We start from the raw sequence: 21,681 nt of genomic DNA, 5'->3' as shown, positions 1-21,681 counted from the left end.
GGTAGGCACACCGGGGATTGGTGGTCTGTAAGGTACATGGGAGTGCCCTTGGGTCGCGCCTGCCACCAAGCGTAAAATTGGCTGGGCGCGGGGCCGAGGGTGAACACGACATCGACCCTGTGGGAAGTGATAGCCGGTGACCCTCTTGTTGGTTGTCGCCTTGGCGTCGGCGGCAGTGATCCTGTCACCGTTCGCAGTGCGGCTGTTCAATCGTGGTGCGGGATGGCCGTTGGGACTCATTCTCGCCGCCGCGGCCGTCGTGTTGGGGGTCCGCCTGCCGGACGTCCTGTCGGGTGAGCCGCTGACCTGGCAAACCGTCTGGATACCGGACCTGCTCGGCCCGGGAGGTGATGTCGTCCTCTCGCTGCACGGTGACGGGCTCGGCGTCTTCTTCGCGCTGCTGGCGCTGGTCATCGGCGCGGTCGTGTTCTTCTATTCCGCGGCGTATCTGCCCAAGGAAACCGGAAACCATAGCTTCTACCTGCTCATGACGGCCTTTACGCTGTCGGTGGTGCTGCTGGTGTTCGCCGGCGACGTGTTCGTCCTGTTCACCGCGTGGGAGCTCGTCTCCATCGCATCTTTCCTGCTCATCGCCCGCTCCGGTTCCGGCGGGGAGGCGGGGGCGATGCGCACCCTCATCCTCACCTTCACCGGCGGTCTGACCCTGCTGGCCGGCCTGTCGCTGGCGGCGGTCGCGGCGGGTTCGACGGATCTGCAGACCATCTTCGCCTCCGGGGTGTGGAGCGAGCGCCCGGGCCTGACGACGCTGGTCGCGGTCCTGGTGGCGGTCTCGGCCTTCACCAAGGCGGCGCAGTTCCCCTTCCACTTCTGGCTGCCGGAGGCCATGGCCGCGGCGACGCCGGTGTCGGCGTTCCTGCACGCGGCGGCGGTCGTCAAGGCCGGCATCTACCTGCTGCTGCGTTTCTCGACGATCTTCCACGACAACCCGACGTGGAACTGGTTGCTCATCGGCGTCGGCCTGTTCACCGCCATCATGTCGGCGGTGTTCGCCATCCAGAAGACGGATCTGAAGCACCTGACCGCGTATTCGACGGTCTCCCACCTCGGCTGGATTGTGGCCACGATCGGCGTCGGCACGGAATTCGCCCTCGCCGCCGCGCTGACCCACACGCTGGCCCACGCGCTGTTCAAGTCTTCGCTGTTCATGCTCGTCGGCGTCGTCGACCACCAGGCCGGCTCGAGGGACATTCGTCGCCTCGGCGCACTCTGGAACCGGATGCCGTTCACCTTCGTGTCGATGACCGTCGCCGCCGCCTCCATGGCCGCGGTTCCCCCGCTCTTCGGTTTCATCTCCAAGGAGTCGATGCTGACGGCCTTCCAGGAGGTCTCCGTGTGGCTGGTCCTCGTCGCCGGCGTGGCGGCTTTCCTCACCTTCCTCTACTCCGCGAAGATCGTGCTGGGCGCCTTCTTCGACGGCCCGCGGGATTTGGCGCACGTCAAGGAGGCCCCGGTCGCGCTCTGGCTGCCCGCCGCTGTGCCGGGCTGGCTGTCCGTGGTCCTGATCTTCCTGCTCAACCCGATCTCCGAACCGATCACCGCGGCCGTCCAGGCGATCAGCCCGGCCGCGGAGCCGACGCACCTGGCGCTGTGGCACGGGATCAACCTGCCGCTCATCGTCTCACTCGTGGTGATCGCCGCCGGCGTCCTCGCCCTGTTCGGACGGAAGAAGCTTTTTGCCGCCGCCGAGTCCCGCCCGCTGTTGCCCGTCAACGGCAACGACGTCCTCGCCGGACTCATTTCCGGGGCCCGTGGCCTCGGCCGCGGCCTCGCGGCCATGGCGGACAGCTACACCCCGGGCCGCCACCTGCTGTGGATCATCATGCTTCTCGTCGCGCTGGCCGGTTCCAGCATTCTGCTGACCACCGGGGTGGACAACGTAGCGATGGCTCCGCGCGCCGAGGGACTTGACAACCCCTGGGATCTCCTCCCGCTGGGGATCATCGGCCTGTCCGTCGCTGGACTCATCGTCACGCGCTCCCGGCTCACGGCTGCGGTGCTGCTCGGCACCGTCGGCGTCGGCATGTCCCTGCAGATGATGCTGCTCGGCGCCCCGGACGTGGCGCTTACCCAGCTTCTGGTCGAGGCGCTGACGGTGATCGTGATCTACATGGTCGTGCGTCACCAGCCCCGGCTGTTCCCGCCGGTGTCGCGCCCCCACCAGATTGGCTCGCTGGTGGTGGCGATTCTGGCCGGCATCGCCGCTTTCGCCGCGGTTCATGCCCTGCTGGGACGGCGCGACCGTTCCGAGCTGGCCATGTGGTACCTGGACAACGGTTACGACATCACCGGCGGCACCAACATCGTCGCCGTCATCATCGTTGAATTCCGCAGCTTCGACACCCTGGGCGAACTCTCCGTCCTCGGCATGGCCGCCGTGGTGCTGGCCGCCGTCACCTCCTCCATGCCGCGCTACCCGTTCCTGCGGGGCACGCACCCCCGCCCCTTCGGCCAGTCGCAGCTGAATTCGCTTCCCCTGCGGTACCTGACCAGGCTGGTCGTTCCGGTGCTGGCGGTGCTCAATGTGCTGATCTTCTTCCGCGGCCACAACGCCCCGGGCGGTGGCTTCGTGGCCGCCCTGGTCATGGCCACCGCGTTCGGGCTGGCGTACATGTCCTACGGTTCGGACCGGCCGGTGGTGTCGAAGAACACCCCGATCTGGCTGACGGGCGTGGGCATCCTCGTCGCCCTTTCCGCCGGGTTCCTGGGCCTGGTCGAGGGCGGGTTCCTCTACTTCATTCATGGCGAGATCCTCGGCGAACACCTGACCACGTCGCTCATCTTCGACGCGGGCATCTACCTGGCGGTGCTGGGCATGCTGACCATGGCCATCAACGCCTTGGGCGGTTACCTGCGCCCGGGCACGGGCGAGGTCAGCGAACTCAACTACGCCCACGACGAGGACTCGGCTCTGCCGACCACCCCGGAGGTGGTGGCGCCGGAGGACGTGGACGAGCCGTTCCCGGTCCCGCTGAATCCCGCCGCCGCCCCGAAACCCCCGCGCTCGGTTCGAACGATTAAGGAGGATAACTAACCATGATCATGGCTTTGACCATCGCTATCCTGGTCACCGGTGCGGTGTTCCTCGTGCTGCAGCGCGGACTGGTCCGGATCATCTTCGGCATGTCCCTGTTCGGCCATGCCTCCAACCTCACGTTGCTGGCCTCCGGGGTCGGCGCCTGGCGCGGGGAAGCCTTTCCCGGCCGGGGCGACGTCGCCGATTTTTCCGATCCGCTGCCGCAGGCGTTCGTCCTGACCGCCATCGTCATCGCGATGGCGACCACGACGCTGCTGCTGATGATGGCGGCCCTGGGCAACGACGACGACACCCGGGACACCCGGAAGGAGGCCCCCTCGGAGGTTCCTGACACCCGCGGTCCGGACGGCTTCCACAGCGGCGATCCCTTCTCCACGCTGGGCCGCGCGTCCCGCCGGGTCCACGCCAACGGAAAGGGGCGCAACTGATGAACGTTGACGTCGCACTCCCCCTGTTCGTCGGTGTCCCGCTGCTCGCCGCAGCCTTCGCCGTCCTCAGCCCGTGGAAGTGGCTTCGCGACGCCCTCCACATCATCGTTCCCGCCCTCGGCGTCATCGCCGGTGTCTGGCTCTACTGGGTGACCCTGGACCAGGGCACGGTCGCGCACGTGATCGGTCTCTACCCGGGTGGCGCGGGCATCGTCTTCGCCGCCGACGGGTTCTCGGCGATCATGATCATCACCTCGATGATCGTGGCGGTGACCGCCAACTGGTTCGCCACCGCCGCCGGCGAGACCGAAGCACGCTTCTATCCGGCGCTGACGCTGATCCTCATCACCGGCGCCAACGGCGCGTTTCTCACCGCCGACCTCTTCAACTTCTTCGTCATGATCGAAGTGATGCTGCTGCCGTCCTACGGACTGCTGGCCATGACGGGAACCCCGGACAGGCTCACGGCGGGCCGACTCTTCGTCCTCGTCAACCTGGCGGCGTCCACCCTGCTGGTCCTGGGCGTCGGGCTGGTCTACGGCGTCACCGGCGCCGTCAACATCGCGGCGCTCCAGGGGGTGGCGGCGGGCAACGGCCCGGCGACCGTCGCCGTGGGCGTCGTCGTCGTCGCCATCGCCGTCAAGGCTGGCCTGTTCCCGGTCCACACCTGGCTGCCGCGGACGTACCCGTCGACCAGCGCGGCGGTGATGGGCATCTTCTCCGGCATCCACACCAAGGTCGCCGTGTACATGCTCATGCGCATCTGGGTGGTCATTTTCGACCTCGACGAGAGGTGGAACTGGCTGATCATCGTCGTGATGGTGATTTCCATGATGATCGGCGCCTTCGCCGGGCTGGCCGAGAACTCCATCCGTCGTGTCCTGGCCTACCAGATGGTTAACGGCATGCCGTTCATCCTGGTGATGCTCGCCTTCGCCGCGGACAGTCCGCGGCTGGCGCTGTCCGCCGCCATCCTGTACACGCTGCACCACATGATCACGATGGGGGCGCTGATTCTCAACTCCGGCGCCATCGAGGAGACCTACGGCACCGGACGCCTGAAACGGCTCTCGGGGCTGATGCGCCGTGAGCCGTGGACGGCGGCTGTCTTTGCCGCCGGCGCCTTCTCCGTGGTCGGGTTCCCGGTGTTCTCGGGAATGTGGGGCAAGGTCGGCCTGGTCGTCTCCGCCGCCTCGACGGGTGACGCCCGCTCGATCGTCGTCATCACGGCCGTCATCGTCGCCTCGGTCGGCGCCCTGCTTTCCATGCTGCGCGTGTGGCAGAACGTGTTCTGGGGGCCGGACATGCAGCGCTACGACGCCGCGGTCACGATCCGCTGGTCCGTCCTGGCGCCTAGCGCGGTCATGGTGCTCATCTCGGTCGCCATGTTCGTCTTCGCCGGCCCGCTGCTGGGTTCCGTGCACCACGCCACCGACGGGCTGCTCGACGTCGACGCCTACTCCGACGCCGTCCTGGGTGACGACCCCGTCGGCATTCCGGACATGACCGATCTGCAGGGAGGTATCTGATGCACGCCATAACCTACGTGCTGTGGTTGATCAAGGAGATCTTCGCCGCCGGCTTCGGCGTGGTGGCCAAGGCTTTCAACCCTGCCACCGGGTTCAAACCGGTCATCGTCTATTACCCGCTGCGTCTGACCAGTGACCGGGATCTGTTCTGGTTCTCCACGTCGATCACCGCCACCCCGTCGACCCTCGCCCTCGGCTTTCGCGAACCGGCGGAGCCGGGAGAGCCCCGCCTGCTCATCGTCCAGGACGCCTTCGGCGGCGATCCGGCGGACATCATCGCCGGCCTGGCCGATATGGAGGAGCGGCTGCAGCCGAAGGTCAAGGGCATCGACCATGGCGTGCCCGGCCAGGGCCCGGCCACCGCCGTCAGCGAGGGCTACGTCATCGACTACCTGCCGAAGGAGCCGAAGTAATGACACCGTTTGAGTGGATTCTGCTCGTCTGCATCTTCATCATCGCGCTCAGCCTCCTCTCGGGGCTCGTCCTCATCCTCGTCGCCCGTGACCGACTGACCCGTGCGGTCCTGTCGGACCTGGTCTTCTATTCGATGGTCCTGATCTACCTGATCTGGACCATCCCGAACGACACGATGATCGACTACGAGGTGGCGATCCTCGCCGCGCTCGTCGCCGGCGTGCTACCCACGCTGTCCATGTCTCGCATCATCTCGAGAGGCCGGAGGTAAGGCATGAGCATCCCAGAAATTGTCGTCGCCGTCATCGTCATTCTCGCGACCATCATGGTCGCCGGTACCGCCGTGGCGCAGTGGCGGGCGCCGAACGCCCTCACCCGGGCCAACGTCATCGGCCCCACCGTCGGTGTGGCCTTCCCCCTGGTGATCATCGCCAAGCTCATCGACGACTGGAGTACGCAGGGATTCGATCTCAACGACTTCCTCCGCGCCGTCCTCGCCATCGCCGCCGTCTGGATCATCGGCTCAGTCGGCTCCTTCTACATGGGTCGCGCCATCTACGGCGTCACCGTCACCGATCCGGATGATTCACCGGCGTTATAAGGTGTGATAAAACGCGTCCGTCGGCTGTCGATAAAGCCCACATTCCGTCTCCGGAATGTGGGATTTTGCCTGCTTAACGACGTTTTCGGAAATAGTTTCGGCGTTGACCTTGCCCAATCGAGACTTAATTGTTATCGTTCGTGGAGAAAATAACAGATTGGTCACGAGAAAGTAGCCGGAACGCCGGCCCAGTGGCGAAACAATTCCAAGCGTTAAGAGGAATAAGAATGCTCACGAAGGCACAGCGACAGGCCCACGGTTCCCGCCGCAAGGTTGTCACCACCCAGACCCCGAAGGGTCGACTGGCGCTCGTCGCCGTCGCGGCCGGCGCAGCGTCGACCGCCGGCATGGGTGGCGCCGCCGCCGCCACCATCGCACAGGACACCACCGCACCCGCCCCGGAGGCGGCTGCCGTCGAGTACGAGATGACGAACAACTCGGTCTCCCTCGCCACCGCCGCCGAGGAGCTGGCCCCGCAGGTGCTCGCACTCGCCGAGTACAAGCCGGTCCCGAACCTCGACGCACAGCTGCAGAAGGCGGTCACCGCCGTCGAGGAGACCCGCGCCGCCGAACAGGCCGCAGCTGAGGCTGCCGCCCAGGCCGAAGCCGCCGCCCCCGAGCAGGCCGCCGCAGCCCAGGCTTTCACCGCCGCCAGCTCCACCCAGGTCGTCTCCGGCGCGTCCGTCGTCAAGCCGGCCGAGGGAACCTTCACCTCAGGTTTCGGCCCTCGCTGGGGCTCCATGCACAACGGCATCGACATCGCCAACGCCGTCGGCACCCCGATCCTCGCCGTCATGGACGGCACCGTCATCAACTCCGGCCCGGCCTCCGGCTACGGCAACTGGATCCGCATCCAGCACGACGACGGTTCCATCTCCGTCTACGGCCACATGGTCTCCCTCAACGTCGGCGTGGGCGAGCGCGTCTCCGCGGGCCAGAACATCGCCGGCATGGGCAGCGAGGGCTTCTCTACCGGTTCCCACCTGCACTTCGAGATTCACCCGGGCGGCGCCGGCCCGGTCGATCCGCAGTCCTGGCTCGCCAACCACGGCATCTACCTCTAAAGGCCAGAAAAGAGGGTGTCCGCATCGCGCGGACACCCTCTTTTTCGTCAGTTAGGCCGGGGAGACGGTCAGCTCCACGTGGTCGCCGCGGAACAGTTTGGACACGGGACAGAACGCGTGGGCCTCATCCAGCAGTCCCTGGAGGTCCTCGATCCCGTCCTGGTTCTCGAACTTCACGACCATGTTCGCGCCGAGCTGAAGACCGCCGTCGTCGAGGGAGTAGAAGGAGACGTGGGCGGTGGCCTCCGGCTGATGCTTCGCGACGTCGATTCCGCGGTTCTTCATCATCGCCTGCAGCGCGCCGTTGTAGCAGCCGGCCCACGCGGCGGCCAGCAGCGCCTCCGGGTTGGTGCCCTTGGCGGTCAGCTCCATGTCGATGCCGCCGTCGCCCTTGACGTGGCCCTCGCGGCCGCCGCCGGTGGAGGTGGCGGACTGGGTGTACTTCTTCTCTGCCATTGCTGTGCTCCTTATATTCTCGGGTCGGTCTGCCACCCAGGGTAGGGACGGTCCCTGACCGGCGCCACCCTCGCGCCCGCATTGGCAGGTAGCTGGGCGAGAGCTGCCCGCAACGCCGGACCGGCGCACGGCCAAGGAGGGCCCCGCCGGTACTAACCTCCCCAGGAAGCACAGAGGCGGCCACCGCACGCCAGGTGCGGTGGCCGCCTGAGGCGACAGCTAAGTGATCTGACTAGAGGCCCTTGGCCTGGGCGTTCGGGTCCGTCGCGGCGGAGGTGAAGATCTCCTTGACGCGCTTACCCAGGTTCTCGTCGACCTGGCCCCAGTACCAGTAGCAACGCTCCTCGACCTCGGGGGAGACGCCGTTCATCGCACCGGCGATGTTCTGGGCGAGCTCCTCCTTCTCGGCGTCGTTGTAGACCTCGCGGTAGAGGATGCCCGGCTGAACGAAGTCGCCGTCCTCCTCATGCTTCACGTAGTGACCGCGGGTCGGCTCGGAACCGTGGGTGTCGGCGCCGTGGATGGCGTCGTCGGCGATGCCGTAGTCGTTGGCCGCGCCGAAGGTGTCGCCGTGGTTCGAGGTCTCGCCGTCGTCCAGGTAGCCGGCGCCCCAGCCGTACTTGTTCGGGTTGTAGACCGGACGGTCAGCCGGGTTGAACAGGTAGTTCATCTGGCCGTTCTGGGAGTAGGAGTTGACGTCACCGTTGATCGGCTGGTTGACCGGCAGCTGACGGTAGTTCGGCCCGATACGGTAACGCTGCTGGTCGGAATAGGCGAAGATACGGCCCTGCAGCATCTTGTCCGGGGAGAAGCCGATGCCCGGAACCAGGTTGGACGGATCCAGGGCGATCTGCTCGATCTGGGCGAAGAAGTTGACCGGGTTACGGTTCAGCTCGAAGTGGCCGACCTTGATGCGCGGGTAATCCTTCTTGGACCAGGTCTTGGTCAGGTCGAAGGGGTTGAAGCGGTAGTTCTCCGCCTCAGCGACCGGCATGACCTGGACGTAGACGTCCCACTTCGGGAAGTCGCCCTTCTCGATGGACTCGAAGAGATCCTCGCGGTGCCAGTCGGCGTTCTTGCCGGCCATCTCCTCCGCCTCGTCGGCGGTGAAGTTGACGACGCCCTGCTGGGAGATGAAGTGGTACTTGACCCAGAAGGCCTCGCCGGACTCGTTGGTCCACTGGAAGGTGTGGGAGCCGTAGCCGTTCATCTCACGCTGGGTGCGCGGGGTGCCGCGGGAACCCATGAGGTAGGTGACCTGGTGGGCGCTCTCCGGGGTGCGGGTCCAGAAGTCCCACTGCATGTCGGCGGAACGCAGGCCGGAGTCCGGCAGACGCTTCTGGGAGTGGATGAAGTCCGCGAACTTCACGGCGTCACGCACGAAGAAGATCGGGGTGTTGTTGCCGACGATGTCGTAGTTGCCGTCCTCGGTGTAGAAGCGCATGGCGAAGCCGTGGACGTCGCGCCAGGTGTCCGGGGAACCGGACTCGCCGGCGACGGTGGAGAAGCGGATGGCCATCGGCGTGGTGGTGCCCGGCTGGAAGAGCTTGGCCTTGGTGTACTGCGAGACGTCCTCGGTGACGTGCAGCTCACCGAAGGCACCGTTGCCCTTGGCATGCGGGATGCGGTCCGGGACCATCTCACGGTTGAAGTGGGCCAGCTTCTCGATCAGGTGGATGTCATTGAGAATGACCGCGCCCTGCTTGCCGGCGGTGATGGAATGGTTCTCGGAAGCAACCGGCGCGCCGTTGTGGCGGGTGGTGTTCTGCTTCTCAGGGTTCAGCTGCCCCTTGTTCAGGACGTCATCGACGTTGGCCATGACTATCTCTCCTTGCATCAAACTTATGGATTGTCGTCGTTTGATAGCCTACCTTCGGCCATCCCGACGTGCAACGTCAACGTTAGTGATTTCTGGCCACCCCTGCATTCCGTCTGCCAGCGCATTTGCTCCTGCTAACCTGTACTTTTGTGAGCAACTCCCCCGCAACAGGCCGTGACGACGAGCGCGTCACCGACCTTGCGTTGCGCGCCGGCCGAGGCGACCGCGCGGCGCTGACGGAGTTCATCAGGGCCACCCAGGACGACGTCTGGCGGCTCCTGGCCCACCTGGCGGGCAGGGAGCTCGCCGACGATCTCACGCAGGAGACCTACCTGCGCGTCATGAGCGCGCTGCCCCGCTTCGCGGCCCGCTCCTCCGCCCGCACCTGGCTCCTTTCCCTGGCCCGCCGCGTCTGGGTGGACAATATCCGCCATGAACGCGCCCGGCCCCGGAAATCCGTCACCGAATACGATGATGCGGCCTCCGAAACCACCGTCGCCGGCGCGGACCCCGCCGCCTGGGCCGACTGGATGGACGCCCGCGCGCTTATCGACGCCCTGCCGTCCGAACGTCGCGAAGCCCTGATCCTCACGCAAATCCTCGGGTACACCTACGAGGAGGCCGCCCGCATCGCCGGCGTGCGCGTGGGCACAATCCGCTCCCGTGTCGCCCGCGCCCGCAAGGAAATAATCGACGCCACGGAGGACCAGTCCCCCGGCCGGTAGGACCCGACAGGCGATTTGTGACCACTTTGTTATGTGTTGGGCATTCCTTTTGGCCACCTCGGCTTTTCCGGACGCGGACTACTCTCCCGCGACATGTGCGAGCCGCAATCCATTAGCGATAGTCACCCCGCGTCCTTTAACTGGTGGGAAAGATGTGGGCCGGACACCGCCCATATTCACGTAAAGACCAGGAGGCGAACCACCCCATGCTCAGACAGGCCCTAGGTATCGCGATGGCCTTCACCGGCGTCATCGTCGGAGCCGGATTCGCATCAGGCCAGGAAGCGCTGCAGTTCTTCGTGGCCTTCGGCACCTGGGGCGTCCTCGGCGCCGTCCTCGCCTCGGCGCTCATGATGATCTCCGGCATCGCCATCCTCCAGTTCGGCAGCTACTTCCAGGCCAAGGAACACACCGCGGTCCTCTCCCGCCTCTCCCACCGCGTGGTCGCGCGGATCCTCGATACCGCGACCATCGTGACACTCTTCGCCATCGGTTTCGTCATGTTCGCCGGCGGCGGGTCCAACCTCAACCAGCAGTTCGGCTGGCCCACCTGGGTCGGCGCACTGATCATGCTGGCCCTGGTGATCGTGACCGGCCTGATGGACGTGAACAAGGTGACGATGGTCATCGGCACCATCACCCCGTTCGTCATCGTGTTCATCCTCTTCGTGACGATCTGGACGCTGGCCACCTCCGAGTACAACTGGGCGGAGCTCAACCTCGCCGCCCAGGACGTCCAGACCACCCTGCCGAACTGGTGGATGTCCGCCCTCAATTACGTCGGCCTGTGCGTGATGACCGCAGTGTCCATGGCGATCGTCATCGGCGGAAACTTCATCGACACCCGCGCCGCCGGCCTGGGCGGCCTGCTCGGCGGGATGTTCTTCCTGGTCATGCTGCTCCTGCTCGTCCTCGCGCTCTTCCTTCAGGTGGAGACCGTCAGCGGCGCGGCCTTGCCGGTGCTCGAGCTGATCAACGACATTCACCCCTGGCTCGGCCTCGCCATGACTTTCATCGTCTTCGGCATGATCTACAACACCGCCATCGGCATGTTCTACGCCCTCGGCAAGCGCCTGACCCGCAACCACCGGGAGCGCTACCCCGCCGTCTTCATCACCGCCTGCCTCGTCGGCTTTGTCCTGTCATTCTTCGGGTTCGAGAACCTGGTCTCCTACGTCTACCCGGCCTTGGGTTACCTGGGCATCCTCATGATCGTCGTCCTCGCCGCCGCCTGGCTGCGCGGCGGCTCCAAGCTGCGGGCCGAGGGGCGACGCCGCGTCCGCGCCATGGACCTGACCCGACGCCGGATGGATCCCCGCCTGCGCTTCTCCAAGCGCAATCAGCGCGAACTCGCCAGACTGACCGCCGAATCCAACATCACCGACCAGAAGCTGACCGAGCAACTGGAGGACGTGATCCACGACGAGCTCGAGGCCGACGAGACCCTCGACTGGGACCGGGAGGATCCGCAGGGCTCGGTCGTCTACGTGGAGCACATCGACCCTGTCACTCCGGACGAGGACCAGACGCCCGGAGCCTCCTGAGGCGGATTCCGCGACCTAACAAAGCCGTAAAGGCCGTTGATGGCCCTGTCCTGACTGGCTAGCCTTTGAGGTGGAGGCAGCGATCCTACGCAGGCGCACGTCCATGTTTCCGTCGCCCTCCCTCCTGCACAGCGTGTGCCTCTTTGCCGGCTCGCACTCTACCCGCGTCGATTCCCCGATCGTCCGAGAAGAAAGCTGAGAGCAATGACAACCGCCAACCGACCCCACGCCCGAACCGGCACCGACCCCGTGCCCGACACCACCGCCCGGTTCTCCCCCGTTCAGATCATCGCCCTGGTGTACGCCGTCGCCTTCCTGTTGGTGGGCGTCGCGGGATTCATCCCGGGGCTCACGACCAGCTACGACTCTCTGCGGTGGTTTGGCCACGACAGTCAGGCCATGCTGCTCGGAGTCTTCCACGTCTCTGTTCTGCACAATGCGGTCCACCTGCTTTTCGGTGCCGTCGGCCTGGCACTGTTCCGCTCCCTTTCCGGCGCCCGCAACTTCCTGCGGTGGGGCGGAATCCTCTACCTCGCCCTGTGGCTTTACGGGCTGTTCGTGGATTTTGATTCCGCGGCCAACTTTGTTCCGCTCAGCGAGGCCAACAACTGGCTGCACCTGGGCCTGGGCGCCACAATGGTGGCCCTGTCCTTCCTGCCGCATACTCCCAGTGAGGAGCACCGCCTCCGGGAGGAGCGCACCCGGAAACCCTAGCCCGCGACGTCAACCACCCCGGAAAACACGGCTCCCCTCGGCGGTCGACCGCCGAGGGGATTGCTCATGAGCGAACTACACCAGCAGCTCCGCGATCTGCACGGTGTTCAGAGCGGCACCCTTGCGCAGGTTGTCGCCGGAGACGACGAGCACCAGGCCCTTGTTGTCGTCGACGGTCTGGTCCTGGCGGATGCGGCCGACCAGGGACTCGTCGATGCCGGCGGCAGCCAGCGGGGTCGGGACGTCGACGATCTTGACGCCGGCGGCCTTGCCGAGGGCCTCCTCGGCCTGGGCCGGGGTGATCGGGTTCTCGAACTCGGCGTGGATCGTCATGGTGTGGCCGGTGAAGACCGGGATGCGCACGCAGGTGGCGGAGACGCGCAGATCCGGCAGGCCGAGGATCTTGCGGGACTCGTCACGCAGCTTCTGCTCCTCGTCGGTCTCGAGGGAGCCGTCGTCGACGAGGTTGCCGGCGAACGGGACGGCGTTGAAGGCGATCGGCGCGACGTAGGGGCCGAAATCCTCGACCTCGAGCACGGAACCGTCGTAGGTCAGTTCGACGTTCTTGTCACCGACGGCCGCGACCTGCTTGGCCAGGGTCTCCACGCCGGCGAGGCCGGAACCGGAGACTGCCTGGTAGGAGGAGACGTGCATCTTCTTCAGGCCAGCGACCTGGTTCAGCACGGACATGACCGGCATCGCGGCCATGGTGGTGCAGTTCGGGTTGGCGATGATGCCCTTCTCCGCACCCGACCTGGCGTCACCGTTGACCTCGGAGACGATCAGCGGGACGGCCGGGTCCTTGCGCCATGCCGAGGAGTTGTCGACCACCTTCGCGCCGGCGGCGGCGAAGACCGGCGCCCACTCCTTGGAGGTGCCGCCACCCGCGGAGAACAGCGCGATGTCGATGCCCTGCAGGGAGTCCTCGGTCTGCTGGGTCAGGTCCTCGACGACGATGGTCTCGCCCTTGAACTCCAGCTCGGTGCCGGCGGAGCGCGGCGAGGAGAAGAAACGCACCTTGTCCGCCGGGAACTCACGCTTCTCGAGGATGGAACGCATAACCTGGCCGACCTGGCCCGTTGCTCCGACGACTGCGATGGTGGTCATGAAATTACTCCTTAAGTTGTGTCTGTTATCCGCGGTAGCGCGCCAGCGCTACCGCCCGGTGCCCGCGTAGACGGTGGCGGCCTCGTCGCCACCGAGCTGGAACTTCGCGTGGATGGCGCGGGTGGCATCGTCGAGGTCCTTCTCGCGGACGACCGCGGTGATGCGGATCTCGGAGGTGGTGATCATCTCGATGTTGATGTTCGCGTCGCGAAGCGCCTCGGCGAACTCGGCGGTGACGCCCGGATGGGACTTCATGCCGGCGCCGACCAGGGAAACCTTGCCGATCTGGTCGTCGTAGAGCACCGCGGTGCCCTCGGCGCCGTCACGGAGCTTCTCCAGCAGCTCGACCGCGCGCGGGCCGTCGGCGCGCGGGACGGTGAAGGTGATGTCGGTGGTGCCGTCGACGACAGAGGAGACGTTCTGGACAACCATGTCGATGTTGAGTTCGGCGTCGGCGAGCGCACGGAAGATCTTGGCCGCCTCGCCCGGCGCGTCCTTGACGCCGTTGAGGGTGACCTTCGCCTCGGACTTGTCGGTGGCTACGCCGGACAGGACTGCTTCTTCCACGGGGATATCCTCCATTGATCCGGACACGAGGGTACCGGTGTCGTTGCTGTAAGACGAGCGTACCCGCAGGGGCACGTTGAAAGCGCGGGCGTACTCGACGCTGCGCAGGACCAGAATCTTGCTTCCCGACGCCGCCAGCTCGAGCATCTCCTCGAAGGAGAGCTTCTCCAGCTTCTGGGCGTCCGGAACGATGCGGGGGTCGGCGGTGTACACGCCGTCGACGTCGGAGTAGATCTCGCAGACGTCGGCGTCGAGCGCCGCCGCCAGGGCCACGGCGGTGGTGTCGGAGCCTCCGCGGCCCAGGGTGGTGACGTCGCGGGTGGTCTTGTTGACTCCCTGGAAACCGGCGACGATACAGATGTTGCCCTCGTCCAGCGCGTCACGGATGCGGCCCGGGGTGACGTCGATGATGCGGGCGTTGCCGTGGCGCTCGGTGGTCAGGACGCCGGCCTGGGAGCCGGTGAAGGACTGTGCCTTGGCGCCGAAGGACTCGATGGCCATGGCGACCAGGGCGTTGGAGATGCGCTCACCTGCGGTCAGGAGCATGTCCATCTCGCGTGCCGGCGGGACAGGGTTGACCTGCTGGGCCAGGTCGAGCAGTTCATCGGTGGTGTCGCCCATGGCCGAGCACACGACAACGACGTCGTTGCCGGCTTTCTTGGTCGCGACGATCCTCTCGGCCACTGCGCGGATACGCTCCGCACTCTCAAGGGAAGAGCCTCCGTACTTTTGTACGATCAGAGCCACGCTGGGCCCACCTTTCGTAAGTTGGCGATGGTCAATCGTTTCCTCGACCATCGTACCGCCCGGGTCCGACATCCTCTGCACGAGGATCCGGGGGTTAAGGTATTGCCGTGACGAACTCTCTCCTCGCAATCGCCTTCGCGCTCGCCTCCGCGCTGACCATTGCCTGGGGAACAGTCGTGCGGCACCGCATCGTCAAAGCCGCGCCGCTCGACGGGACCATCGACGGCTCCCCGCTGATGGCGGCGGCCCGCAACCCTCTGTGGTGGGCCGGCCTGACGACGGCGCTCCTCGGCTACGCCCTGCAGATCGTGGCCCTGTCCTTCGGCGCCCTGCTCATCGTCCAGCCGGTCCTCGTACTCTCACTCATGTTCACGATGCTGCTGGCCGCCCGGATGCAGAACCGCGCCCTGAGCCGATTCGAAATCATGTGGGCGATCATCCTCTCGTCCGCGGTGACCCTGCTGCTGCTGGTGGGGCGCCCCACCGCCGGCACCGAGGGCGCCTCCCTGTTCCGGTGGATCGGCTCCATCGTCATCGGCGGGGCCGTCCTGGTCGTCATGGCCTGGTTCGCCGGCACCCAGCCCTCACGTCGAAAAGCACTGGTCCTCGGCCTGGTCACCGGCGCGCTGTTCGGATACGTCGCGGTTCTGTCGAAGGCCTTCGTGGACATCGCGACCTCCGAGGGGGCCCTGGGCGTCATCACCAGCTGGGAGACCTACGGCCTCATTCTCGGGGCGACCGTCGGCACCGCCGTGCAGCAGTACTCCTTCCACGCGGGGCCACTGGAGCAGTCGCTGCCGGCCATGACCATCGGCGAACCCATCGTGGCCTTCACCCTGGGCTACGTCGTGCTCGGGGAAAGATTCCAGGTCGACAGCCTCCTCGGCTGGACGGTCCTGGCCACGTCGGTGGCCGCGATGTTTGCGGCCACCTGGCAGTTGTCGCAGCCCTCCCGGAAAATCACCGCCACCCCCTGAGTTGCGCGCGTCGACAAGCCTGGGGTGACTTGGGTAAGGTTGCTCACATGCTGCACGCGTTCGGGAACCTCCTTCTTACACGCGGCGGGGCTCAGGCATAGTTCACACGGCCGGCACCCCGTCGCGGACTTTGCGTCGCCGGCCGTGGACCTGAGTTAATGCCCTAACCTTGAACGGGCAGAACCGATGAGAAGAAGGAAACCTCGCCATGAGCCCGAACGACGCTTTCATTTCCGCACCCGCCGAGATTCAGACCCCCTCCGGGGACATCCCGGCCGACCAGCCGTCCTGGAACAAGCAGCGTCCCTCCCAGATGCCCCATGACCGCTACCTGAGCTTCGCCCAGGAGGTGGAAGAGGTGGAGCTGCCCGACCGCACCTGGCCCGACAAGAAGATCACCTCCGCACCGCAGTGGTGCGCCGTCGACCTGCGCGACGGCAACCAGGCGCTGATCGACCCGATGAGCCCCGAGCGCAAGCGCCGCATGTTCGAGCTGCTGGTCAAGATGGGATACAAGGAGATCGAGGTCGGTTTCCCGTCCGCCTCCCAGACCGACTTCGATTTCGTGCGCGAGATCATCGAAAAGGACATGATCCCGGACGACGTCACCATCCAGGTGCTGGTCCAGGCGCGTGAGCACCTCATCCGCCGCACCTTCGAGGCCTGCGCCGGCGCCAAGAACGTCATCGTCCACTTCTACAACTCCACCTCCCGCCTGCAGCGACGCGTGGTGTTCCGGAAGGACAAGCCGGAGATCAAGAAGCTGGCCACCGACGCCGCCGAGCTGATCAAGTCCATCGCCCCCGACTACCCGGACACCAACTGGCGCTGGCAGTACTCCCCGGAGTCCTTCACCGGCACTGAGCGTGAGTTCGCGCTGGAGGTCTGTGACGCCGTCGTCGACATCATGGAGGCGACCCCGGAGAACCCGATGATCATCAACCTGCCCTCCACGGTGGAGATGATCACCCCGAACATCTACGCCGACCAGATCGAGTGGATGCACCGCAACTTCGCCAAGCGTGACTCCATCATCCTGTCCCTGCACCCGCACAACGACCGTGGTGAGGGCGTCGCCGCCGCTGAGCTGGGCTACCTGGCCGGGGCCGACCGCATTGAGGGCTGTCTCTTCGGCAACGGCGAGCGCACCGGCAACGTGGACCTGATCACCCTGGGACTGAACATGCTCACCCAGGGCGTCGACCCGCAGATCGACTTCTCCAACATCAACAAGATCCGGGAGACCGTCGAGTACTGCAACCAGCTGCGTGTGCCGGAGCGCCACCCCTACGGCGGCGAACTGGTCTTCACCGCCTTCTCCGGTTCTCACCAGGACGCCGTCAACAAGGGCCTCGACGCCATGGCCGCACAGGTCAAGCCGGGCGCCGACTCCACGGAGGTCACCTGGGAAGAGCTGCGCGAGACCACCTGGGAGGTCCCGTACCTGCCGATCGATCCGAAGGACGTGGGCCGCTCCTACGAGGCCGTCATTCGCGTCAACTCCCAGTCCGGCAAGGGCGGCGTCGCCTACATCATGAAGACCGACCATGGCATCGACCTGCCCAAGGCCATGCAGCCGGAGTTCTCCGCCGTCGTCCAGAACATCACCGACTCGCAGGGCGGCGAGGTCAACTCCAAGAACATGTGGGACATCTTCGCCGCCGAGTACCTCGACGTCGAGGAGCCCTTGGAGCAGGTCTCCGTGCGCGTGAAGAACGCCGAGACCGAGGACGAGAACGCCACCGTCGTCGCCGAGGTCGTCTACAAGGGCGAGCGTCAGGTGCTGGAGGGCGTCGGCAACGGCCCCATCGCCGCCTACGCCAACGCCCTGGAGAAGATCGGCGTCGACGTCGAGGTCCAGAACTACTCCCAGCAGTCCCGCGCCGCCGGCGACGACGCCGAGGCCGCCTGCTACATCCACGCCGCCGTCGACGGTGCGCTGGTCTGGGGCGTCGGCATCGCCGGCTCCACCACCTACGCCTCCTTCAAGGCGATCACCTCCGCGGTCAACCGCGCCGCGGACATGTAGTCCGGACCTGGACGGTGCGGGGCCCCGGTCCAGGCCGGGGTCCTGTGGTGTTTTCCGGCGTTCCCTGAACCGAGTACCCCGTAATGGCGAGACCGTTCAAGGAAAGGGGCCGGGGAACGTGGCGGTTACGCCTGCGCCACGGCCCCCATACTCTCCAGCGAGGTCTGCGTCTGGGCGATGAGGTCCGCCATCGGGCGCATGCCGGGGTCGGTCCAGCGGCCGGCGACGGTCGCCAGGGGAAGCAGCACTGATTCAGAGGCGGGGTCGAAGAGTCCGATTTCGGCGTTCTCCCCCGCCGTCACGATGCACCACTGCAGTCCGTACACGCGGGAGAAGTGTTCGCCGAAGGCCGCCGAGTAGATGTTGACCAGCATGGAGGCGTCGCCGCGCTCATGTTCCGGGCGGGCGTGGAAATCATCGCGGCTGGTGTCGAAGGAGTCGGCGAGCAGCTGGGGATCGGCCAGCAGGCCGGCCTCCTGGGCGGCGGCGAGCCGCTCGGTCAGCCAGGACTGCTCGTCATCGGTCAGGGGGGTGATCTGAGGTGCGTCTGTGGACATGCCGGTGATCATAATGCCCGGTCGCGGCGTATGCCGGACACTGTTCTACTATGGGGTAATGACCACACGCAGCTCGAACCTCGATGACGAGTACACCGCTCTGGCCGAGGACAGGGCCACCGACCAGGCCGGCGACCAAGCCGAGGACCAGGCCGGCGACGCGGAGCAGGGCGGGCAGGAAGAGCGTGCGCGCGCCGGTCGTGAGGCCGCCGAAGCCCGGGAGGCGCAGCGGCTGGAGGCCGTCGAGGCCTTCCCCTACGTCGCGTTGGTGGCTCACTCGAGTGGCATTCATCCGTCGACAAGCAGGCTCATCAGCCTGGACGTCCTCACCTTCAATGATGAGGGCGAGGTCGGCGAGAGCCAGCACATGGTGATCAACCCGGGGCCGGACGCGGACCCGGGTCCAGTGCATCAGCACGGGTTGACCCATGAGGAGGTCGCCGAGGGGCGACGTTTTTCGCAGGTGCTCAAGACGTTGGACCGGTTCATCGACGACCGCACCCTCGTCGTCCACAACGCGGCGCGAACCTGGGGGTTCGTCGTGTCCGAGGCCCGTCGCGCGATGAACGCCGCCGCCCGGGCGAACCGTTCCCGTGGTCGCGGACGGGGTCGGGGCCGCCGTCGACAGCGTGTGGGGCACGTCCCGCGCCCGGTGCAGATCGTGGACACGCTGGTGAGCGCGCGTCGGCAGGGGGTGCCCCTGGACGACACCCGCCTGGCGGCCGTGGCCGGTCACTTCGGCATTGAGGCCGCCTCGCCGAAGGCGTCGGTGGCGCGCGCGAACCACCCCGCCGCGGACGTCGCCCGGGAGTCGACGCTCCTGCTGCGCGAGCTCTACCTCGCCGAACGCGCCGCCGGTGAGATGGCCGCCCGTTCCCCGCAGGACCTGCGTGCGGACCGCTTCGGCCTGCAGCGCTCCCACGTGCGCGTCGACGCCGTCGAGGCGCCCCGGCCCTACCCCAACCCCGGCCGCCACGAACCGGGCAAGAACCTGATCCGGGGCATGGAGATCGTCGTCGCCCCGGAGATCGAGATGGATCCCAATGACGTCATCGCCGCCGCCGTGCGCGAGGGGCTGGTCTACTCGGAAAAGCTCACCCGGGAGACCTCCCTCGTCGTGTGCAACCGCACCCCCGGCGATCCGACCCTGGACGGCAAGGGCATGCACGCCCATCGCAAGGGCATCCCCCTCATGGCCGACACCGCCTTCATGGACGCGGTCGAACGTGTTAAGGACAATCCGGAGCAGCGCAAGTCCTAGGCACTACTCTGGTGCGCATGAGTTCTTTCACCGACCGCATGCAACGGCTGCGCACCACCGTGGCCACCACAGCGGCTAGAGCGGCCACCGCCGCCTCGCGTGCCACCGGCCGTGGCGCGGGCGGCATGATCGGCGGCCTCGTCGCCAACGCGATTGACCCGCAGATCATGGCCGGCCTCGCCGACGATCGACCGGCGGTCCTGGTCACCGGCACCAACGGCAAGTCCACCACCACCCGGATGCTGGCCGCCGCGATGCGCGCCAGATACACCGTCGCCACCAACGACGGCGGCGACAACATGGACGCCGGCATCATTTCCGCCCTCATGGCCGGCAGGGACGCCTCCCACATCGTTCTCGAGGTCGACGAGCTGCACGTCCCGGCCGTGGCCGACAAGATCAACCCGAAGGCCCTGGTGCTGCTCAACCTCTCCCGGGACCAGCTCGACCGCGTCGGCGAGATCAACAAGATCGAGAACGCCCTGCGCGGCGCCGTCGCCGCCCACCCGGACATGCTCGTCATCGCCAACTGCGACGACGTGCTCATGACCTCGGTGGCCTTTGACGCGAAGAACGTCATCTGGGTCTCCGCCGGCGCCGGCTGGCTCGGTGACTCGGTCACCTGCCCGCGCACCGGCGGCCACGTCGTGCGCCACGAGAACGACTGGTGGGCGCTGCGCCGGCTGCCGGACGGCCGCGAGTTCCGTCGCCCGGACCCGTCGTGGTCCATCACCCCGGAGGGCGTCGTCTCGCCCCTGGCTCCGGAGCCGGTGCCGCTGGATCTGCAGCTGCCGGGCCGCGCCAACCGCGGCAACGCCATCCAGGCCATCGCCGCCGCCGTCGAGGGCTTCGACGTGCCGCTCGCGGACGCCGTGGCGGCCGCCGAGGACGTCGACAACGTCGCCGGGCGCTACTCCACCGTCCACCTGGGCGACCGCGAGGTCCACTTCCTCCTGGCCAAGAACCCGGCCGGCTGGCAGGAGGCGCTGTCCATGATCGACCGGGGTGCCGACGGCGTGGTCATCGCCGTCAACGGCCAGGTCGCCGACGGCGAGGACCTGTCCTGGCTGTGGGACGTCCGCTTCGAGGATTTCGGCCGCACCTCGGTCAAGGCCTCCGGCGAGCGCGGCACCGACCTTTCTGTGCGCCTGGTCTACGCCGACATCGACCACCAGCTCATCGCCGATCCCGTCAAGGCCATCCGCGCCTGCCCGCCGGGGCGCGTCGAGGTGCTGGCCAACTACACCGCGTTCCGCGACCTTAAGAAGGCGCTCGCCCAACAGGAGGATTACCGTGCCTGAGTCACTGCACATTGGACTGATTCTGCCGGACGTGCTGGGCACCTACGGCGACGACGGCAATGCCCTCGTGCTGCGCCAGCGCGCCCGCATGCGCGGTTACACCGCCGAGATTCACCGCGTCGGCCTGGGTGAACCCGTCCCGGAGCACCTCGACGTTTACACCATCGGCGGCGGCGAGGATTCCGCGCAGGTGCTCGCCGCCGAGCACCTCATCTCCGACAAGGGCCTGACCCGTGCCGCCTGGGCCGGACGCCCCATTTTCGCGATCTGCGCCGGCCTCCAGGTCCTCGGCGAGTCCTTCCGCGCCGGCGGCAGGGTCCACGACGGCGTGGGGCTGATCGACGCCACCACCGCCGCCATGCCCACCCGCGCGATCGGCGAGGTCGTCTCCAACCCGACCGGCGCCGGCTGGACCGCCGAGCTGACCGAACAGCTCACCGGCTTCGAGAACCACCTCGGCGCATCCATCCTCGGCCGCGAGGCGAAGCCGCTGGGCAAGCTGGTCAAAGGCACCGGCAACGTGGACAACACCACGTTCCTGGACATCTCCCAAAGTGACGGCCAGATCCAGCGCTCCTCCGAGGGCGCGGTGCAGGGCTCGGTCATCGCGACCTACATGCACGGACCGGCGCTGGCGCGTAACCCGCAGCTGGCGGATCTCCTCCTGGCCAAGGCCATGGGCAAGACCCTCGCCGAACTCGAACCGCTCGACATCCCGGCAGTGACGCGGCTGCGCGCCGAGCGCCTGGCCTAGAGGTACCGGTGCCCGATTCTGCACCGGCCGGG

20 protein-coding genes are annotated in these 21,681 nt (G+C 66.7%); 15 read left to right on the top strand and 5 right to left on the bottom strand.

Going from position 1 to position 21,681, the window contains the following annotated elements; genetic code table 11:
- Positions 1–136: 136 nt before the first annotated feature.
- From CGUA_RS01075 to CGUA_RS01045, 7 genes are all read left to right on the top strand, one after another.
- Positions 137–3,052 (top strand): DUF4040 family protein, encoded by a 2,916-nt coding sequence (locus tag CGUA_RS01075; protein ID WP_290196849.1) that lies wholly within the window; start codon positions 137–139, stop codon positions 3,050–3,052.
- A 2-nt stretch (positions 3,053–3,054) separates the two neighbouring features.
- On the top strand, positions 3,055–3,483 hold the full coding sequence (locus tag CGUA_RS01070; RefSeq protein WP_290196847.1) for a cation:proton antiporter subunit C: 429 nt from the start codon (positions 3,055–3,057) through the stop codon (positions 3,481–3,483).
- Positions 3,483–5,012: a monovalent cation/H+ antiporter subunit D family protein gene (locus CGUA_RS01065; protein WP_290196844.1), complete on the top strand. Its 1,530-nt coding sequence runs from the start codon at positions 3,483–3,485 to the stop codon at positions 5,010–5,012. Before CGUA_RS01070 ends, CGUA_RS01065 begins: the two co-directional genes overlap by 1 nt.
- Positions 5,012–5,425 carry a monovalent cation/H+ antiporter subunit E gene (locus CGUA_RS01060; protein WP_290196842.1) on the top strand — a complete coding sequence of 138 codons (414 nt, stop codon included), beginning with the start codon at positions 5,012–5,014 and terminating at the stop codon, positions 5,423–5,425. Before CGUA_RS01065 ends, CGUA_RS01060 begins: the two co-directional genes overlap by 1 nt.
- Positions 5,425–5,697, top strand: coding sequence for a cation:proton antiporter (locus CGUA_RS01055; protein WP_290196840.1), 273 nt, complete (start codon positions 5,425–5,427; stop codon positions 5,695–5,697). Before CGUA_RS01060 ends, CGUA_RS01055 begins: the two co-directional genes overlap by 1 nt.
- Before the next feature lie 3 nt (positions 5,698–5,700).
- Positions 5,701–6,027: a Na+/H+ antiporter subunit G gene (locus tag CGUA_RS01050; protein WP_290196838.1), complete on the top strand. Its 327-nt coding sequence runs from the start codon at positions 5,701–5,703 to the stop codon at positions 6,025–6,027.
- A gap of 227 nt (positions 6,028–6,254) precedes the next feature.
- Positions 6,255–7,091 carry a M23 family metallopeptidase gene (locus CGUA_RS01045; protein WP_290196836.1) on the top strand — a complete coding sequence of 279 codons (837 nt, stop codon included), beginning with the start codon at positions 6,255–6,257 and terminating at the stop codon, positions 7,089–7,091.
- A 51-nt stretch (positions 7,092–7,142) separates the two neighbouring features.
- Here CGUA_RS01045 and CGUA_RS01040 read toward each other — a convergent pair whose 3' ends face one another.
- Positions 7,143–7,547, bottom strand: a complete 405-nt coding sequence (locus CGUA_RS01040; RefSeq protein ID WP_290196833.1) for an OsmC family protein — start codon at positions 7,545–7,547, stop codon at positions 7,143–7,145.
- 232 nt (positions 7,548–7,779) lie between these two features.
- Complete coding sequence (locus tag CGUA_RS01035; RefSeq protein ID WP_290196831.1) at positions 7,780–9,366, bottom strand: catalase; 1,587 nt, start codon at positions 9,364–9,366, stop codon at positions 7,780–7,782.
- A 149-nt stretch (positions 9,367–9,515) separates the two neighbouring features.
- On the opposite strand from CGUA_RS01035, the gene CGUA_RS01030 reads away from it, so the two are divergent.
- The 3 genes from CGUA_RS01030 (at position 9,516) to CGUA_RS01020 (ending at position 12,349) form a co-directional block, all read left to right on the top strand.
- On the top strand, positions 9,516–10,091 hold the full coding sequence (locus tag CGUA_RS01030; RefSeq protein ID WP_290196828.1) for an RNA polymerase sigma factor: 576 nt from the start codon (positions 9,516–9,518) through the stop codon (positions 10,089–10,091).
- Positions 10,092–10,297: 206 nt separating this feature from the next.
- A complete protein-coding gene (locus CGUA_RS01025) occupies positions 10,298–11,635 on the top strand; it encodes a YkvI family membrane protein (RefSeq protein ID WP_290196826.1) in 1,338 nt (445 codons plus the stop codon).
- A gap of 204 nt (positions 11,636–11,839) precedes the next feature.
- Positions 11,840–12,349 (top strand): DUF4383 domain-containing protein, encoded by a 510-nt coding sequence (locus CGUA_RS01020; protein WP_290196824.1) that lies wholly within the window; start codon positions 11,840–11,842, stop codon positions 12,347–12,349.
- A gap of 75 nt (positions 12,350–12,424) precedes the next feature.
- Here CGUA_RS01020 and CGUA_RS01015 read toward each other — a convergent pair whose 3' ends face one another.
- On the bottom strand, positions 12,425–13,456 hold the full coding sequence (locus CGUA_RS01015; RefSeq protein ID WP_290196821.1) for an aspartate-semialdehyde dehydrogenase: 1,032 nt from the start codon (positions 13,454–13,456) through the stop codon (positions 12,425–12,427).
- A 48-nt stretch (positions 13,457–13,504) separates the two neighbouring features.
- Complete coding sequence (locus tag CGUA_RS01010) at positions 13,505–14,770, bottom strand: aspartate kinase (RefSeq protein WP_290196819.1); 1,266 nt, start codon at positions 14,768–14,770, stop codon at positions 13,505–13,507.
- Between the two features lie 107 nt (positions 14,771–14,877).
- Between CGUA_RS01010 and CGUA_RS01005 the strand changes: the two genes are divergently transcribed.
- Both CGUA_RS01005 and leuA read left to right on the top strand, forming a co-directional pair.
- Entirely contained in the window at positions 14,878–15,747 is an 870-nt protein-coding gene (locus CGUA_RS01005; RefSeq protein ID WP_290196817.1) for a DMT family transporter, read from the top strand.
- 208 nt (positions 15,748–15,955) lie between these two features.
- Positions 15,956–17,776 carry a 2-isopropylmalate synthase gene (leuA, locus tag CGUA_RS01000; RefSeq protein ID WP_290196814.1) on the top strand — a complete coding sequence of 607 codons (1,821 nt, stop codon included), beginning with the start codon at positions 15,956–15,958 and terminating at the stop codon, positions 17,774–17,776.
- Between the two features lie 125 nt (positions 17,777–17,901).
- On the opposite strand, the gene CGUA_RS00995 is transcribed toward leuA, so the two are convergent.
- Positions 17,902–18,333 carry a hypothetical protein gene (locus CGUA_RS00995; RefSeq protein WP_290196812.1) on the bottom strand — a complete coding sequence of 144 codons (432 nt, stop codon included), beginning with the start codon at positions 18,331–18,333 and terminating at the stop codon, positions 17,902–17,904.
- Positions 18,334–18,391: 58 nt separating this feature from the next.
- Here CGUA_RS00995 and CGUA_RS00990 point away from each other — a divergent pair, with 58 nt between their 5' ends.
- From CGUA_RS00990 to CGUA_RS00980, 3 genes are read left to right on the top strand one after another with little or no spacing between them, the layout of a single operon-like run.
- Positions 18,392–19,594 carry an exonuclease domain-containing protein gene (locus CGUA_RS00990; protein WP_290196810.1) on the top strand — a complete coding sequence of 401 codons (1,203 nt, stop codon included), beginning with the start codon at positions 18,392–18,394 and terminating at the stop codon, positions 19,592–19,594.
- A 17-nt stretch (positions 19,595–19,611) separates the two neighbouring features.
- Entirely contained in the window at positions 19,612–20,895 is a 1,284-nt protein-coding gene (locus CGUA_RS00985; RefSeq protein ID WP_290196808.1) for a Mur ligase family protein, read from the top strand.
- Complete coding sequence (locus CGUA_RS00980; RefSeq protein WP_290196806.1) at positions 20,888–21,649, top strand: type 1 glutamine amidotransferase; 762 nt, start codon at positions 20,888–20,890, stop codon at positions 21,647–21,649. Before CGUA_RS00985 ends, CGUA_RS00980 begins: the two co-directional genes overlap by 8 nt.
- Positions 21,650–21,681: the final 32 nt, after the last annotated feature.

Origin of the sequence: Corynebacterium guangdongense (assembly GCF_030408915.1) — a bacterium.
Classification (GTDB): domain Bacteria; phylum Actinomycetota; class Actinomycetes; order Mycobacteriales; family Mycobacteriaceae; genus Corynebacterium; species Corynebacterium guangdongense.
Note: the sequence above shows the minus strand (reverse complement) of the source record. Positions and strands in the feature narration are given on the sequence as shown.

Excerpts from the sequence above, each read along its gene's own strand:
- CGUA_RS01070 (WP_290196847.1), top strand. The coding sequence starts at position 3,055 with ATGATCATGGCTTTGACCATCGCTATCCTGGTCACCGGTGCGGTGTTC.
- CGUA_RS01065 (WP_290196844.1), top strand. The coding sequence starts at position 3,483 with ATGAACGTTGACGTCGCACTCCCCCTGTTCGTCGGTGTCCCGCTGCTC.
- CGUA_RS01060 (WP_290196842.1), top strand. The coding sequence starts at position 5,012 with ATGCACGCCATAACCTACGTGCTGTGGTTGATCAAGGAGATCTTCGCC.
- CGUA_RS01055 (WP_290196840.1), top strand. The coding sequence starts at position 5,425 with ATGACACCGTTTGAGTGGATTCTGCTCGTCTGCATCTTCATCATCGCG.
- CGUA_RS01050 (WP_290196838.1), top strand. The coding sequence starts at position 5,701 with ATGAGCATCCCAGAAATTGTCGTCGCCGTCATCGTCATTCTCGCGACC.
- CGUA_RS01045 (WP_290196836.1), top strand. The coding sequence starts at position 6,255 with ATGCTCACGAAGGCACAGCGACAGGCCCACGGTTCCCGCCGCAAGGTT.
- CGUA_RS01040 (WP_290196833.1), bottom strand. The coding sequence starts at position 7,547 with ATGGCAGAGAAGAAGTACACCCAGTCCGCCACCTCCACCGGCGGCGGC.
- CGUA_RS01035 (WP_290196831.1), bottom strand. The coding sequence starts at position 9,366 with ATGGCCAACGTCGATGACGTCCTGAACAAGGGGCAGCTGAACCCTGAG.
- CGUA_RS01025 (WP_290196826.1), top strand. The coding sequence starts at position 10,298 with ATGCTCAGACAGGCCCTAGGTATCGCGATGGCCTTCACCGGCGTCATC.
- CGUA_RS01020 (WP_290196824.1), top strand. The coding sequence starts at position 11,840 with ATGACAACCGCCAACCGACCCCACGCCCGAACCGGCACCGACCCCGTG.
- CGUA_RS01015 (WP_290196821.1), bottom strand. The coding sequence starts at position 13,456 with ATGACCACCATCGCAGTCGTCGGAGCAACGGGCCAGGTCGGCCAGGTT.
- leuA (WP_290196814.1), top strand. The coding sequence starts at position 15,956 with ATGAGCCCGAACGACGCTTTCATTTCCGCACCCGCCGAGATTCAGACC.
- CGUA_RS00995 (WP_290196812.1), bottom strand. The coding sequence starts at position 18,333 with ATGTCCACAGACGCACCTCAGATCACCCCCCTGACCGATGACGAGCAG.
- CGUA_RS00990 (WP_290196810.1), top strand. The coding sequence starts at position 18,392 with ATGACCACACGCAGCTCGAACCTCGATGACGAGTACACCGCTCTGGCC.
- CGUA_RS00985 (WP_290196808.1), top strand. The coding sequence starts at position 19,612 with ATGAGTTCTTTCACCGACCGCATGCAACGGCTGCGCACCACCGTGGCC.